The 14,530-nt window shown below is 67.6% G+C and carries 11 protein-coding genes; 8 read left to right on the forward strand and 3 right to left on the reverse strand.

What is annotated here, in order from left to right:
* The first annotated feature begins 94 nt into the window (after positions 1-94).
* Both ACIOC0_RS18185 and ACIOC0_RS18190 read left to right on the forward strand, forming a co-directional pair.
* The gene (locus ACIOC0_RS18185; RefSeq protein WP_402155946.1) at positions 95-955 is read left to right on the forward strand and encodes a hypothetical protein; all 861 of its coding nucleotides are present in this window, start codon (positions 95-97) and stop codon (positions 953-955) included.
* 141 nt (positions 956-1,096) lie between these two features.
* The gene (locus tag ACIOC0_RS18190) at positions 1,097-1,696 is read left to right on the forward strand and encodes a TetR family transcriptional regulator (protein ID WP_402155947.1); all 600 of its coding nucleotides are present in this window, start codon (positions 1,097-1,099) and stop codon (positions 1,694-1,696) included.
* A 568-nt stretch (positions 1,697-2,264) separates the two neighbouring features.
* Here the strand turns inward: ACIOC0_RS18190 and ACIOC0_RS18195 are convergent.
* Positions 2,265-2,984 (reverse strand): TetR/AcrR family transcriptional regulator, encoded by a 720-nt coding sequence (locus tag ACIOC0_RS18195; RefSeq protein WP_402155948.1) that lies wholly within the window; start codon positions 2,982-2,984, stop codon positions 2,265-2,267.
* A 165-nt stretch (positions 2,985-3,149) separates the two neighbouring features.
* On the opposite strand from ACIOC0_RS18195, the gene ACIOC0_RS18200 reads away from it, so the two are divergent.
* Both ACIOC0_RS18200 and ACIOC0_RS18205 read left to right on the forward strand, forming a co-directional pair.
* Complete coding sequence (locus tag ACIOC0_RS18200; RefSeq protein ID WP_402155949.1) at positions 3,150-3,566, forward strand: hypothetical protein; 417 nt, start codon at positions 3,150-3,152, stop codon at positions 3,564-3,566.
* Positions 3,563-5,200 (forward strand): cytochrome bc complex cytochrome b subunit, encoded by a 1,638-nt coding sequence (locus tag ACIOC0_RS18205; protein ID WP_402155950.1) that lies wholly within the window; start codon positions 3,563-3,565, stop codon positions 5,198-5,200. Before ACIOC0_RS18200 ends, ACIOC0_RS18205 begins: the two co-directional genes overlap by 4 nt.
* A gap of 308 nt (positions 5,201-5,508) precedes the next feature.
* Here the strand turns inward: ACIOC0_RS18205 and ACIOC0_RS18210 are convergent, their stop codons facing one another.
* Positions 5,509-6,000, reverse strand: coding sequence for a GNAT family N-acetyltransferase (locus tag ACIOC0_RS18210; protein WP_402155951.1), 492 nt, complete (start codon positions 5,998-6,000; stop codon positions 5,509-5,511).
* A gap of 306 nt (positions 6,001-6,306) precedes the next feature.
* The gene (locus ACIOC0_RS18215) at positions 6,307-6,996 is read right to left on the reverse strand and encodes a class I SAM-dependent methyltransferase (protein WP_402155975.1); all 690 of its coding nucleotides are present in this window, start codon (positions 6,994-6,996) and stop codon (positions 6,307-6,309) included.
* 475 nt (positions 6,997-7,471) lie between these two features.
* Between ACIOC0_RS18215 and ACIOC0_RS18220 the strand changes: the two genes are divergently transcribed.
* The 4 genes from ACIOC0_RS18220 to ACIOC0_RS18235 all read left to right on the forward strand — a co-directional run bounded on the left by ACIOC0_RS18220 (position 7,472) and on the right by ACIOC0_RS18235 (position 13,542).
* Entirely contained in the window at positions 7,472-7,945 is a 474-nt protein-coding gene (locus tag ACIOC0_RS18220; RefSeq protein ID WP_402155952.1) for an ATP-binding protein, read from the forward strand.
* A gap of 293 nt (positions 7,946-8,238) precedes the next feature.
* Complete coding sequence (locus tag ACIOC0_RS18225) at positions 8,239-8,763, forward strand: hypothetical protein (RefSeq protein ID WP_402155953.1); 525 nt, start codon at positions 8,239-8,241, stop codon at positions 8,761-8,763.
* The gene (locus tag ACIOC0_RS18230; protein WP_402155954.1) at positions 8,760-9,794 is read left to right on the forward strand and encodes a threonine/serine dehydratase; all 1,035 of its coding nucleotides are present in this window, start codon (positions 8,760-8,762) and stop codon (positions 9,792-9,794) included. Before ACIOC0_RS18225 ends, ACIOC0_RS18230 begins: the two co-directional genes overlap by 4 nt.
* Positions 9,795-10,914: 1,120 nt before the next feature.
* Positions 10,915-13,542: a LuxR C-terminal-related transcriptional regulator gene (locus ACIOC0_RS18235; RefSeq protein WP_402155955.1), complete on the forward strand. Its 2,628-nt coding sequence runs from the start codon at positions 10,915-10,917 to the stop codon at positions 13,540-13,542.
* Positions 13,543-14,530: the final 988 nt, after the last annotated feature.

Here is a 14,530-nt window from a genome sequence, read left to right on the forward strand (position 1 = left end):
GACATCCGGCTGTGCCGCCCGGCCACCCGCCCCGCAGGCAGTAACCAACTCCGCCGCGACAGAACAGCATCACAGAAAGAAGAAGATCAGCACGATGAACAAGCTCATAGGCCCCCTGTGCGCAGTGTCGGCAGCCGTTGTTCTGGCGGTCATGCCCACTGCGGCACAGGCAGACGGGATCGAAGACGGCGCCCCCCTGGTGGCCGCCGAGAACGAGATCATCGACCAACTCTCGACACTCGGCTGGCCGGGACAGGACCCGGAGAACTTCTACCCCGGTGCTCTCGACCACGCGGACTCCGCCACAGCCACGGTCGTCTGGGGCACGCCCGGCGATCCCAGCTCCTATCAGGTCGAGGCCAAGTGCGCGCAGTTCCTCACCGCCTCGCTGAAACATGCCTACTCCTGGGCCACCGACACGTGGTTCACCTCCGGTATCGGCTTCCGCAGCCCCACCTCGGAGCAGTACTACGACGCCTTCACCGACACCTCCGCCGGCGGCGCGCTCGATGACATGAGCGATCACATCAGCCGCCCCTCCGCGCAGCGGGTCAGCGACCTGCATGCGGGTTCCGTCATCGCGGTGAAGTACCTGGACGGCTCGGACGGGGGCGCTACCGGGCACATGATGGTCGTGCAGTCCGTGGCACCGTTCGAGCGCGACGGCAACAGCGCCACCCAGGAGTACGCGGTCAGGGTCTCCGACAGCACCTCCGCTCCGCACGGCGTCGCCTTCTCCTCCAAGACGTCGCCGCACTGGGCGTTCCGGGACACCCGGGTCGAGGGCTCTCCGGGACTTGCCACGAAGGAATGGAGCGGTGCCGGCCGCGGAACGATTTTCATCCAGGCCGACGCCCTCACCGGCAAGCCGACAGGTCACTGGTGGGGCCGCAACGAGGCCGCGTTCCACACCGTCGCCGACCGGCCCATGGTCTTCGTCGACATCACCCGCTGAGCCTGCAGGGCGGCGGCAGCGGCGCTCACCGCCGCGGCCGCCGCCCCCGACCGCCCGCTGGGCGCCGGCAAGGCGTGACCTGGGCTGTGTGAGCACCTGCGTGCCCGCACGAGGCTCCGAGGCCCGTGATATTCAATGGTGATGAATAAATCTCGCGGACGTCCGCGCGGAGGCTCCGACGCCAAGGAGAGGATTCTGGCGGCGGCCAAGACGGCTTTTCTGCGGCACGGCTACAACGCGACGACGATGCGAGCCGTTGCGTCGGCGGCCGGCGTGGACCCGGCCCTGATCAGCTATCACTTCGGCTCCAAACAAGGGTTGTTCGGTGGGGCGATGGCGCTCGGGATCAGCCCGGGCCAGGTGATGGCCCGCGTGCTCGAGGATGATCCCGGGCAGATGCCCGAACAGATCATCCGGGCTGTCCTGGCCGTATGGGATGATCCGGAACTCGGCGGTCCGCTGACGCTCCTGGTCACCCAGGCCCAGCGGGACCCGGCGCTCATGCGCGTGTTCCGCGAGTACGTCGACCGGGAACTGACCGCCCGGCTGGCGGAACACATCGGCGGAACCGACGCCGCAGAACGAGCGGGGGCCGTGCTGACGACGACTCTCGGACTGATCTTCAGCCGTTACGTTCTCAGGCTGAACCCGATGGCCATCATGGACTCCGATCAGATCGTCGGCCTCCTGGCTCCAGGACTTGGTGCACTTCTCCGTCCGGCCCGATCCACCGATGAATGACAGAGCCGGGGCGGGAGCCGGCGCAATCCGAGACGCCGCCGGTCGCCCGCATCTCGCGTGAGCATGGCGTGACGCCTTGCCCGGACGGGACACCGTTGCGCACCAAGGCTGGGGACTGCCGTGAGACTCCAGCTCTGCAGCGACCGGGTGACGGCGGCGTTGGCACATTCCCGGGGACAAAACTCCGCGGGCCTCCGCCCCGGGCACTCCCGCAGACGCGGCACGGGCACAGTTCGGGCCGGTACCGCTGCGGCATGCTCGCCGGAGCGGCAGCCGGGCGCCCTCCTGGTCGCTGTGACGGGCATGCAGTCGGCCAAGCTGTCTTCGACGGGAGTGAGCCGGTGGCACGTCGCCGACTCCAGCCGCTGGGCGAGTGCTGAGCGGAGCCGGTTCCCGTCTCTCCAAGGAAGGTCCTCCCCGCCCGTCCACAGCACCGTCTGCGCGGAGTGAACGTGCAGGTGGTGACCGGCTCAGCGGGGCGCTGGTGGATGTCGCCCACACTCGGCGGGAAGGCGATCGCAAGATTTTGAGCGCTGCTCCCTTTCACTCTCGTGCGCGCAACGCTCCGTCAGGGCCCCTGGGTGAGGCCCAGCATGTCGCTCAGCTCGCTCAGGCACTGTTCGAAGAGCGGCTGCATGTCGGTCAGGACGAAGTCCATCTGGTGAAGGACTTCCAGACACAGCAGTCCGTAGAGCCGGCTCCAGCAGGTCACGTACACGTGCACCGCTTCAGGCGGCAGGCGTCGGTCGATCAGGCGGGAGTACGCGTGGAGTTGCTCGGGCAGGCCCTCGGGCAGCTCGTTCAGTTCCGGCACCGGGAATGGCCGGGTGTTCCACACCTCGACGATCATGTCGATGAAGACGCTCTCGAAGCGCAGGCCGGCCTGGTGCCGGGCGGAGTCGGGCTGGTGCTGCGTGCCGCTGACGGGGCTGGCGAAGATCCACTCGAACTCGGCGGGATGGGATACCGCCCAGGCGCGCATCGCGCGGCACGCGCCCAGAAACCGGTCCGCGGGCGAGGCGCCCGTGCGCTCGTCCCGCTCACGTTCCATGGCTTCGGCCAACTCCTGGAAGAAGCCCGCGGTCACCGCGTCCACCAGCGCGTCCCGGCTGGCGTAGTAGTGGTACAGCGAGGGCCCGCTCATGCCCATCTCGCGGGCGACGGCATTGATCGTGACTGCGGCCGGCCCTTTGGTGACCAGCAGCGTCCGAGCGCTCTGGTGAATCTCCCGCACGGTGGCCTCGCGCACCCGGTCACGTCGCCCGTCGCCCGTCGGTCGCCGGTCCATGAACACCTGCCTTCATCGCATCGATCTAGAGGGTCTAGAATTCCCTAGAGCCTCTAGAGAGGCTGGGAAGCGGGCCGCAAAGGCGGACGAGCCATGCACAGGCAAGACATTCCACGAGAGATCGTCCGAGTGAGGAGGGAAAAGGAGCCATATGTCCACGCCTTCGTGACCGTGCCGGTCTGGCGCAACCCGCGCGCCGATCAGGGAAACCCGCGCCGCGATCATCTCACCCCACCCTGCGACGCACAGACCACCAGACGTTCCGAGCGCATGGTCGCAACGCTGTTCACCGCAGCGGCACTGGCAGGCGCCGCTTTCGTCGTCTCCTACGCGGCGATCCCGAACGACGCATCGACCCTTGCCATGCCCATGGGGAGCATCAGAGCGCTGAACTGCGCGCTGGGCTTGACGCTGAGCGTCGCCCTGAGCTGCCTCGGTGCGGGTTTCCGCCGCTGGGCGCGCATTCGGATGTCCCGTACGGCTGCGGCGCCCCCCTTCCCACAACGAACAGATGAAGGCTGCCTCGAAGCGCCCGGCGACTTCGAAGAGCCCGTCGTCCCTGAATTCCGGGAGCGCGCTTGAGCACCGAATCCACCACCGAACCGCCCGCGCGCAGCAAGGCGCCGACAGGCGAGCGCCTCGCCGACTGGGCCGACGGCCGACTGGGGATCTACACCCTGGCCAAAGCCAACATGCGCAAGATCTTCCCCGACCACTGGTCGTTCATGCTGGGCGAGGTCTGCCTCTACAGCTTCCTCATCCTCATCCTGACCGGCGTCTATCTGACGTTGTTCTTCCACCCGTCGATGACCGAGGCCGCGTACCACGGCAGCTACATTCCGCTGCAGGGACAGATGATGAGCGAGGCGTACAAGTCCACGCTCGACATCAGCTTCGACGTACGGGGCGGACTGCTGATACGCCAGCTGCACCACTGGTCGGCGCTGGTCTTCCTCGCCGGGATGATCGTGCACATGATGCGCGTCTTCTTCACCGGCGCGTTCCGCAAGCCGCGCGAGGTCAACTGGGTCTTCGGCGTCCTGCTGCTGTTCCTGGGCATGTTCACCGGGTTCACCGGCTACTCGCTCCCCGACGACCTGCTCTCCGGCACCGGACTGCACTTCATGGAGGGCGCGATCCTGTCGATCCCGATCGTCGGAACGTACCTCTCCTTCTTCCTCTTCGGCGGCGAATACCCCGGGCACGACGTCATCCCGCGGTTCTACTCCATCCACGTGCTGCTGCTGCCCGGGATCATGCTCGGCCTCGTGGTGGCACACCTGATCCTGGTCTTCTACCACAAGCACACCCAGTTCGCCGGACCCGGACGGTCCAACAAGAACGTGGTCGGCATGCCGCTGCTGCCGGTGTACGCGGCCAAGGCGGGCGGCTTCTTCTTCCTGGTCTTCGGCGTCCTCGCGGTCATCGCGGGCATCGCCCAGATCAACCCGATCTGGGCCTTCGGCCCCTACCGGGCCGACCAGGTCGCGGCAGGTTCCCAGCCCGACTGGTACATGGGCTTCGCCGAGGGACTGCTGCGCATCATGCCGGGCTGGGAGATCAACTTCTGGGGCCACACACTGGCCTTGGGAGTCTTCATCCCGCTCGCCGGCTTCGCCGTGGTCCTGGCGCTCATCGGGGTCTACCCGTTCGTCGAGTCGTGGGTCACCGGCGACAAGCGCGAGCACCACCTCCTGGACCGCCCGCGCAACGTGCCCACCCGTACGGCCTTCGGGGTCGCCTGGCTGACGGCGTACTTCGTGACGATGATCGCAGGCGGCAATGACATCTGGGCCACCCAGTTCCATCTGTCGCTCAACGCGATCACGTGGTTCGTGCGGATCTTCTTCTTCGCCGGACCGGTCATCGCCTTCGTCGTCACCAAACGGATCTGTCTCGGCCTGCAGCGCCGGGACAAGGACAAGGTGCTCCACGGCCGGGAGACCGGCATCATCAGGCGCCTTCCGCACGGTGAGTTCATCGAGGTCCACGCCCCCCTCAGCCAGGAGCAGGTGCACACCCTCACCGCGCACGAGCAGTACGAGCCGGCCGCGCTGAGCCCGCGGGTCGACGACAACGGCGTCGAGCGCCCGGTCACGCGCGCGCAGAAGCTGCGTGTGCGGCTCAGCATGGCGTACTACGGTGCGGACGGCCAGATCAGCAAGCCGACCGCCCAGGAGTACCAGGAGATCACCAGCGGCCGCGGCCACCACTGACCGCTAACGCAGACCCACCCATGGCCGGCCTGCGGCCGGCGCATCCACCAGCCGCAGGCCGGCCCGCCAGACAGCCGGCCGCCGCACGAGATGCCACGAAACAGGGGCAACCGGCCCGACGGCAGGCCTGGTCAGCAGGCCTGCCGTCGGCCGGCGACCTCGGCCCGTCGTATCCCGCCGGCCGGATCCTGTCGAGCGGCGGCCCTCCCGTACGTCCGGGAAGCGAACCGGCAGGTCGGCGTCGCCGGATCCCCTCAGGCCAATGCGCACGAACGGCGTCGCCTCGATGCGTTCCCCGTCGGCGAGGGCTATCGACGAGGCCGCCTGTGGTCCTCTTCGCGCGCCAGCCGGAACTCGGCCATGAGCAGGCCGGGCGCCCGCTCGACGACGCCGACACGGGTGAAGCCGAGACGCTCATACAGAGCGATGGCCGGACGATTGTCCGCGCCCGTACTGACCAGCGCCTGCCCGGTGGGGGCCAGCTCGGTCAACAGGTGATCGAGCAGCCTCAGAGCCAGACCGCGGCGAAACCATGCCGGATCGACGCACACCCGGTCGATATCGATGCCGTTTCCTCCCGCCAGGGGCTGCCAGGCAACGAAGGCGGCAAGGTGACCGTCACGCGTCGTCATCCCGAGCCAACGCAACGGCAGGGCCTGCATCTCTTCCAGGCTCTCCATGAGAGCGGGTATTGCGTCGAAACCGATCAGCGCGGCCTCGACTGCATACGACCGGCGGCCGGTCAGGTGCACCGCCGTCGCCGTCGCCACGTCCGTCAGGTCCAGCTCGCTGACGAACACAGCCGGAGCGCATGCACTGCCCCAGCGCCGCTCGAGATGACACTCGACTCTGCTGTATGAACGCATGACATGCCTTGCCGTAGAGGTCTGAAGGTCAGCGACAAGCGTGAGTCGCGGCCGGCATACAGCACCTGAGCAAGAGGCACTCATGTGCCCACCACTCGCCGCTGCGCAGCCGACCATCCGGTGTCCGACTGCAGCCCGGTGCCCCCGTGTTGGTGATCACCGTGGCTACGCCGCACCCGAAACGCGGGGCGGTCGTTGGCTTTGCGGACAGGCGCCCTGAGCGTCAGAGGGAGGACGCGATCAGCCGCCGGCCTTCGACGTGCGTGGCGCGACAGCCCGCAGCGAGTACATGATCGGCAGGTAGGTGTCGCTGAAGGGGAACCGGTAGAGGCCGTCGGCGCCTCGAGGCAGGATGTGACGGCCGTCGGATTCGGTCTCCGTGTGCTCTGCCAGCCGTTCCACGGTCAGGCCCGCCAAAGCGGCGGCAGTCACGATCTCACCGACCGAGTAGGGGAACTGCACCGTCTGCCGGGGCGCCGTCACGACGCTCGGATCCGCGTACGTGCCGGTCAGAGCGACGTACTGAGCCTCGCCGCCGCCGTATGGCCAGTCGGCTACGAAGGGTTCGAAGCTGAGGACGGTCTGGAAGGCCGGATGAATGTCCACCAGGACCAGTCGGCCTCCTGGCCTGAGCGCCCGCGCGGCCCCCCGCATCCACGCGTCGACATCCGCGATCCAGGACAACACGCCGTACGTGGCGACGACGACGTCGAACCCGGCCGCAAGGCTGTCGGGCAGGCGCTGGGTGTCCGCCACGACGAAGTCCGCGACCAGGCCCGCCTTTTCGGCGAGGTCCCGGGCACGGGCGATCGCTACGGGGGAGAAGTCGACTCCGGTGACCCTCGCGCCCAGGCGAGCCCAGTTCAAGGTGTCCATGCCGAAGTGGCACTGCAGATGGAGCAGATCCTTGCCCGCTACGTCACCGGCCAGTTCACGCTCGATGCTGCGCAGCGTCTGCTGACGCTGAGAAAAGCCTCCACGTCGTAGGACTGATCGGTGGCTGTCGTGCCGTGGGTTTCGGCCAGGGAATCCCACGGCGCCCGGTTGGCGGCAAGCCCCTCAGCGTGCCCGTCCCCGCGCGCGCCGGCCTCCGCAACGCCGAAGCCGTCCTCTGCCGCCATCGCGAACCTCCTGTCCATGGCCGCACTCGCGTGCGGCCCCACACGTCGGGATTCTCCAGGACGCAGGAGCACCCCACATGAGTAGGAGATACTCGGCCGGAGCAGAAGCTGCCCGCCCGGGCGTGCCGAGCCCTCCGGTGCGGACAGCCGGCCCCGACACGCGCCTCGCCCTCGAAGACCGTCCCCGTGAGTTCCGGGTTTGAGTACCGCTTGCTCAGTCGCGCCAGAGCTGCGCGGCGTCTCCTGGAAGAGTCACACAGCAGCTCTCCGAGGCCGTGATCACCATGACTTGCACCGCACCTCCCACCGCCGCCAGGACGACAGACGACTCCTTCGCCCTCGCCGCGACCGGACCCGCGCCGGTTCCGACCGCCGACGCGTGGAGACTGTCGCTTCAGTGCGGTCCGCCGGCGCCCGCGACCGCGCGCCGCGAGGCCCGCAGGGTGATGCACGCCTGGGGAGCCGACGAAGAAACCGTGGACGACGCCCTGCTGGTCGTCTCGGAGCTGGTGACCAACGCGGTGCAGTACGCCGAGCCGCCCTTCGCCCTGTCCCTGTGCTTCTTCGACGACCGGGCGATCCTGGTCGCGGTCACCGACGGCGGCCCCCGCACCCAGGACCAGCACGACGACCGCCCCGCCGACGAGCACGGGCGCGGCACCTTCATCGTGGACGCCGTCGCCATAGCCGCCGACTACGTCACCGGGCGGGACGGGCAGGTCAGCCACTGGGCAGTCGTAGGACCCTCAGCGCTGTGACGGTGCACGGCCAGAACAAGATGTACGCCCAGCCGGGACAACGGCGATCGTGGCGTTGAGCGCGCCCCTTCACCCCCGGAATGCATCTCACCCCGGCGAGCCGAGCCGGCGACGCACTTCTGGCCGTCGTCTGCTCCGCCGTGCGGCCAAAGGCCGTACTGACGCAGGCGACCACAGCGCAACCGGCGGGACCGTGTCGTGATCAGTATGCCGATGCGGTAGCCGACCGCCCGGCCATCCGGTAGGGCACACAACCCCGGAGATCCGCGCACCGAGCAACCAGGAGGACAACGATGCACGAGCCGCTGAAAGCAGTAGCCCTCACCGCAGCCGTAGCCGGCGTGCTGCTCGCCGCTCCCATCGGCTCGATCGTCGCGGTGAGGGCGGCAGCCCCGGTCCTCCTGGACGACAGTGCCGTCGTCACAGACACAGAGCACGAAGTCATCATTCGACCCGGCGACACCGGCTGCCCGGATGAGAACGCGAACGAATCCCATCCCCGCGCCGTCGACCACCCGGACGGCACTACGGCAACGGTCACCTGGGGCACGGCCGGGCAAGACACGATCGTCATCCGCCCGGGGCAACGCGACCGCTCCGCCCGACGGCTGCCGGCGAGTTCCGACGAGGCCGCTCCGCGTACGGCCGACGATCGTCCCATGACGTTCGTCGACGTCACCCGGACCGAGCGATCCGTCCCCCAGCGCATGACGGCCGCACAGAGGCCCCAGGCCGGCGCTGAGCGCCGAGGGCGCCCCACCCCCTGGGCGCGCTCGCCAGATGACCGTGACTACCTGACAAGGATGACCGCCCCATGACTCTCGTCACTCTCAACGACCTGCACACGGCCCGTCAACGCCTGGAGCCAGTGGTCTCCCGTACGTCGCTGCTCAGGGCTCCATGGGCCTCCTGCGAGCATCGGTCTCTCTTCCTGAAACCAGAAAACCTGCAGATCACCGGCTCGTTCAAGATACGTGGTGCATGCAATCGACTATCGCGGATGTCCGAGTCGCAAAAGACCCGCGGCGTCATTGCACGCTCGAGCGGGAACCACGGCAAAGCACTTGCCTACGCGGCCCGGCAGGCCGGCGTGAAAGCAACGATCGTCATGCCCTCCACGGCCGCCAAGGTGAAAATCGACGGGGTCCGGGAGTACGGGGCCGATGTGCGCTTCGCTTCCCCCGAAGAATGCCCAGCCCTCACTGAGCAGTTGGCCGCGGAGCACGGCTATGTGATCGTGCCGCCCTTCGACGACCTGGACGTCATCGCGGGCCAGGGAACGGTCGGCCTCGACATATCCGACGAAGCGGTGGCTGCGGGACTCGACATCGGCACGGTACTGGTGCCCGTCAGCGGAGGCGGACTGATCTCAGGTGTCGCCGCTGCACTGAAGCTCGCACACCCCGGCATACGGGTGGTGGGCGTCGAGCCGGAGCTGGCGGCGGACGCCGGAGAAAGCCTGCGCGCCGGACGGCGCGTGACCTGGCCGACTGAGCGTGTCAGCCGGACCATGGCCGACGGCTTGCGCATGACGACCGTGGGGGAGCACACCTTCGAGCACATGCGCATTTTCGTCGACGACATCATCACCGTCACCGAAGAGGAGATCTGCTCGAGCGTGGCCCTTCTGGCGCGGCGTGCGGGCATGATCGTCGAGCCGTCCGGGGCGGTCACCACCGCGGCGTACCTCTACCACGAGCGCGACCTCCCCGCTGCCGGGGGCCACGTGGCGGTGATCAGTGGAGGGAACGTCGATCCCGACTTGTTCGAACTGCTGCGTAAAGAAGCCCCGTTGCCCTTCCAGGTCTGCCGCAGGCGAAGCAAGGCCGAGAACGAAGCGGAGCACTGAGACCATTGTCCACGCAGTGGGGTGGACGAGCCGTTGCCACCACGCCCCTGCCGCGCGTGGCCCAGGATGAGCACCCATTACTCAAGCGCCCTCGCACTCTCGTGCACAGGATGAGCGCACGAGGTAAACGTGCGCGCCTCATCCGATCAATGCGAAGGCCTCCAGATATCACCTAGGAGCAAGAGAAATGAGCAGAATGAGAAGGGTCATAATCGCAGCGTGGGCAGCCTGCGCCGTCGTGGCGGTGCCCTCGCTGGCACATGCCGTCCCCGGGGACAGCCCGTCGGACGGACACCGCATGTCCACCGCGGCGAGCCGGAACATGGACCCGGGCGGCGGCGGAGACAAACTCGCAACCGATTCCTCAAGTCGCGGCTGGAACATGGACCCGGGCGGCGGGGGCGGGTGAGCGCGCTGCCGAGGGCCAGACGTTTGGAAGCACCGGGCGAGCGCGGCGGGGACGAGGATATGACCGGCCGACGTCGTTGAATTCTCGTGTGGTTGGTCACGCGCAGAACAACGCCGACCGGATAAGACGTCCACATCATCGTGGCAACCGTCTTTGACGTGTCAGCGACCGGCCCGTTGGCGCTTGGTTCACGGCCGATGGGCGTGCTGGGCTGAGACGAAGGTGTCACCCCCGTTCTTCTCGGCACGCCTTCGCCTGCATACCACCCCCACATGTTCGACAAACTTCGTCATGCCGGATCCGATAACACTGTCCTGCAACCCGCCCTGCTCCCGCCTGCTGCGGTCTCAACGGGTTGTTCCGAGTCGGCGCGACGAAGTCTTGGACCGTCAGCCATTCTGCGGGTGTGGAGAAGTCGACGCCCACACAAGCCCGGCCAGGCTTTACGAACGGTAAGCGCGGGACCTGCTCAACCTATAGACATAGTGTTCCATGTGATGCTGCAGAAATCCGCCGGCGGCAGCGCATCCGGCGAAGCTCTGCTGCCGGTGCAAAGGCGATGCCAGCGCTTTAAGATGTCGAATCTCCCGTCCCTCGATCACCATGCCGCTCATGCAGTCCGGTAGCATTGTCTGACCCGTCGCCCCTTGAGGGAGCAGTCGAATGCAGGGCTGGGCAGACAGATGGCCGCTCATCGGGCGACAGTCATTCATGGATTCCTTCGCCCGGGACCTGTCCGACGGCCACACCCGTGGCTGGATGATCTGCGGGCCGGCGGGAGTGGGTAAGACCCGCCTGGCTGATGAGTTTCTGGAACTGGCAGCCGCCCAGAGCGGACGACGCACTGCGAGGGCCGTAGCCGGCAAGGCTGCCGGGCAGATACCCCTCAGCGCGATCGCCCACCTGCTGCCCCCGGACGTCGACCTGGCAGACCCGGTCAGCGGCTTTCGAGCCGTCGCCCGGACCATGGCCGCAGAGCCAGGCAAGCCCACCGTGGTCTTCGTCGACGACATGCACCATCTGGACAGCTCATCAGCCGTCCTGCTCGGCCAGCTCCTGGACTCCCAAGTCATCGTCCTGGTCGGCACCGCCCGCACTGGTGAACCAGTCAGTGACGCTGTCGAGGCCCTGCTGCGACGCGGGGACCGCGTCCGCCGCATCGACCTGTCCCACATGGACCGCCCCCAGGTCGAGGCACTCGTCCAACGCGTCCTCGGCGGCCTCGTCGGCCGCCGCACCCTGCACGCGCTGTACACCGCAAGCGGTGGAAATGTCCTCTTCCTGAAGGAACTCGTCCTGGGAGCCGTCGAATCAGGCACCCTCAGCCTCAACGGTGAAGTCTGGGAAATGCCCGATCACCGGCTTGCCGTCACCCCTCACCTCAACGACCTGATCACCGCCAAGATCGCGGCGACCCCACCCGCCGCGCTCCCGCTCCTGCAAGCCCTTGCCCTGTGCGGCCCCCTGTCCGTGACCGACGCCGCCTCTCTCATCGACCGCGCCCACCTGGCCGAAGTCGAGAGCTCGGGCATCATCCAGGTCACCGCACACGGCCGAAGAATCACCGCCGCGCTGTCCCACCCCCTCTACAGCGAGGTCATAGCCGCCGGTATCTCACCCCTCCAGCGCTACGACCTGGGTCTTCGTCTGGCCGAGCGTCTCGAAACCCACGGACTCCGACGCCGCGACGACGCCCTGCACGTCGCTTCCTGGCGACTGGCGGCCATCGGCACCGCCGACCCCGCCCTCCTGGCCCAGGCCGCCGCCATCGCGATGAACGCCAACGACAGCGAACAGGTCATCCAACTGCTCACCGCCATCAAACCGGACCAGCACACCCTGGAGACCCGGATCCTGCTGGGCAGAGTGCTGACGTACACCGGCCGCCTGGAGCGCGCCGAAGCGGTCCTCGCCGACGCCGACGCCCACGCACGCGACGATCAGGAGAAGATCACCGCAGTCACCGCCCGGAGCATGAACCTGTTCTGGTCCAGCCCGCGACTCGACCAGGCACTCTCCGTATTGGCTGACGCCCGCACAATGCTGCGCAGCCGGACGGCGAAGCAACAGCTGCATTTCCTGCAAGGAGCCATGCAGGCCGTCTCCGGGCTGCCAGAGGCCGGGCTCCAACTACTCGAGAGCCTCCCCGGAGCCCCGCATCAGGACAGCCCTGACATCTGGCTGCTGGCGGCGACGACGAAAGCCGTGGGTCTGGCCGTCGTCGGCCGCGTGGCACAGGCCAGGGCACTGGCCGAGCACGGGCACAGCATGCACCAGGCGATCGGTGGAGGAACCCTTCTGCCCCATCCCGCGATCCAACTGGCGCCGCTCGCGCTGGCGCTCTCGGAGGCCGGTCTGATCAGCGAGGCCCGCGAGACCTGCCTGAGCGCTTTCGACACGCTTCAGGATTCGCCCTCCCCCCTCGCCCGCCAGTGGCTCGCCTACTTCATCGCACGAACGGAGTGGCTGGCCGGACATCCCTCCAGTGCCCGCCGCTGGTATGCGGAAGCCGCCGCCATCGCACGTACACACCAGCACACCAGGACCACCAGGCTCTACGTCTCGGGTTTGATCGCCTGCGCCGCACTGGCTGGCGACACGGACACAGCCGAGTCCCTGCTCCCAGAACTCGAACAATACGCACCGAGCGGCTTCATGGCCGGCGAGGAGACCCTCGGCACTGCCTGGCTGCACGCGGCCCAAGGCAAGCTCAGCCGCGCCCGCGACGTCCTGCGCACTGCGGCCGACGACGCGCGCCGCACCGGCCACACCCTGTCCGAGGTCCTTCTGCTCACCGACATCGCACGCCTCGGTGACGCCCCGAGCGTCCAGCACCGCCTCACCGAACTCGCGACCCAGTGCGACGGAGACCTCACCCACACCCGCGCACGGTTTGCAACCGCCCTCGCCGACAACGACCCAGGCCGCCTCATGGAGTGCTCACACGCCTTCCAGCAGATGGGATCGCCCATCCTCGCCGCTGAAGCATCAGCCGCATCAGCCGGCGCCTGGACACACCGGGGTGACCCCCGCAAAGCCACCGCCGCCGCCACTCGGGCCGCAGCCCTCGCAGCCCAGTGCGAAGACGCCCGGACTCCGCTCCTGTCCACGCTCGGCGCCGCCTCCGCCCGCCTGACCAAACGCGAACAAGAGATCGCCTTGATGGCCGCCGCCGGGAATTCCAGCAAAACGATTTCCCAACACCTCACACTTTCTGTCCGAACCGTCCACAACCACCTCCAGCACATTTATCTCAAACTCGGCGTACGCACCCGGGCAGACCTTGCGCAAGCCCTTGAATATGAAGCGGGCCGCCAACAAGGATCCCCTGGAGAGTGACCCGAACCTAATCCGCTAATCAAACCGGGAACGTCTCATGTTCTTCAGGTGCAACGGCGGCCTCATATCGGACGTACGGCTGCTCTGGGCGGGCAGGCCGAGCACATCGCGGCGGCGCATTGCCCGACAGGCCTGGTGGAGCTGGTACCAAGCGAGCTTTTCAGCCTCGTATGGATCGCTGCGTGGCGTGAGTCTCATCAGCGGCCACGCAGTCGTCTTCCACTGACACGCCGCTTGAACCATCAACCGAGTGGGGAGGCCGGCCGTCGACGCCGTCGTCTTCGCCGACCGCACCGCCAGCGTCCCCGCCGCATCGTCCAGAGCCCGAGGATCTCGGTGGTCTGCGTGAACGCGTGGCACGGTGGGGACGCGCCCCCGGCGCCCGAGAGTAGATCGAGGTGGACGGCGACCGTGTCATGATCGGTTCCTGGCTCGCCAAGGTCCGCACCAAGCTGAACGCTAATCAACTCCCTTCAACGCAAGAAGAGTTGGTGTCCGCCACCCTCGCCGAGCACGGCATCGATCTGGTGGTCCGTGCTCCCGGCGCATCGGGCCATCAAACAGCTGAGGTTTGGCCGCTGAGCTCAGTGCGGCGGCAGCCGCGTCTCGCGCGCCCCGGGTCCCATCTCCGATAATACGGGGGAGCGGCAGAACTCGAATAATCCAAAGTTTTGGAGATAAGGAAGCGTTGGCACACAGGATTGGCACGGCTCGGCGTTCTGGTCATTAACTGACGAGGCGTCACCAAAAACCCAGCCGGGCACAGCAGCGACCGCCGGCTCCTACTGCTAGCCGAATCAAACCTGGACCCCCAGACATGTCGGGGAGGAGACACGATCGCGGAGCGATCGGGACACCGCACCGCGACCCAACTCGATCCGCGGAGCGGATCCGGTCCCGGAGGGACCGAAGCCCAGCCCCCGCGGAGCGGGGGGCTGAACCCGACGCGTAGCGTCGGCGCGTCGTTCCTGCGGAGCAGGACGCGCGC

This window comes from Streptomyces sp. NPDC088254 (assembly GCF_044740925.1).
GTDB lineage: Bacteria > Actinomycetota > Actinomycetes > Streptomycetales > Streptomycetaceae > Streptomyces.

Excerpts from the sequence above, each read along its gene's own strand:
- ACIOC0_RS18195 (WP_402155948.1), bottom strand. The coding sequence starts at position 2,984 with ATGGACCGGCGACCGACGGGCGACGGGCGACGTGACCGGGTGCGCGAG.
- ACIOC0_RS18220 (WP_402155952.1), top strand. The coding sequence starts at position 7,472 with ATGACTTGCACCGCACCTCCCACCGCCGCCAGGACGACAGACGACTCC.
- ACIOC0_RS18235 (WP_402155955.1), top strand. The coding sequence starts at position 10,915 with ATGGATTCCTTCGCCCGGGACCTGTCCGACGGCCACACCCGTGGCTGG.
- ACIOC0_RS18225 (WP_402155953.1), top strand. The coding sequence starts at position 8,239 with ATGCACGAGCCGCTGAAAGCAGTAGCCCTCACCGCAGCCGTAGCCGGC.
- ACIOC0_RS18190 (WP_402155947.1), top strand. The coding sequence starts at position 1,097 with ATGAATAAATCTCGCGGACGTCCGCGCGGAGGCTCCGACGCCAAGGAG.
- ACIOC0_RS18230 (WP_402155954.1), top strand. The coding sequence starts at position 8,760 with ATGACTCTCGTCACTCTCAACGACCTGCACACGGCCCGTCAACGCCTG.
- ACIOC0_RS18185 (WP_402155946.1), top strand. The coding sequence starts at position 95 with ATGAACAAGCTCATAGGCCCCCTGTGCGCAGTGTCGGCAGCCGTTGTT.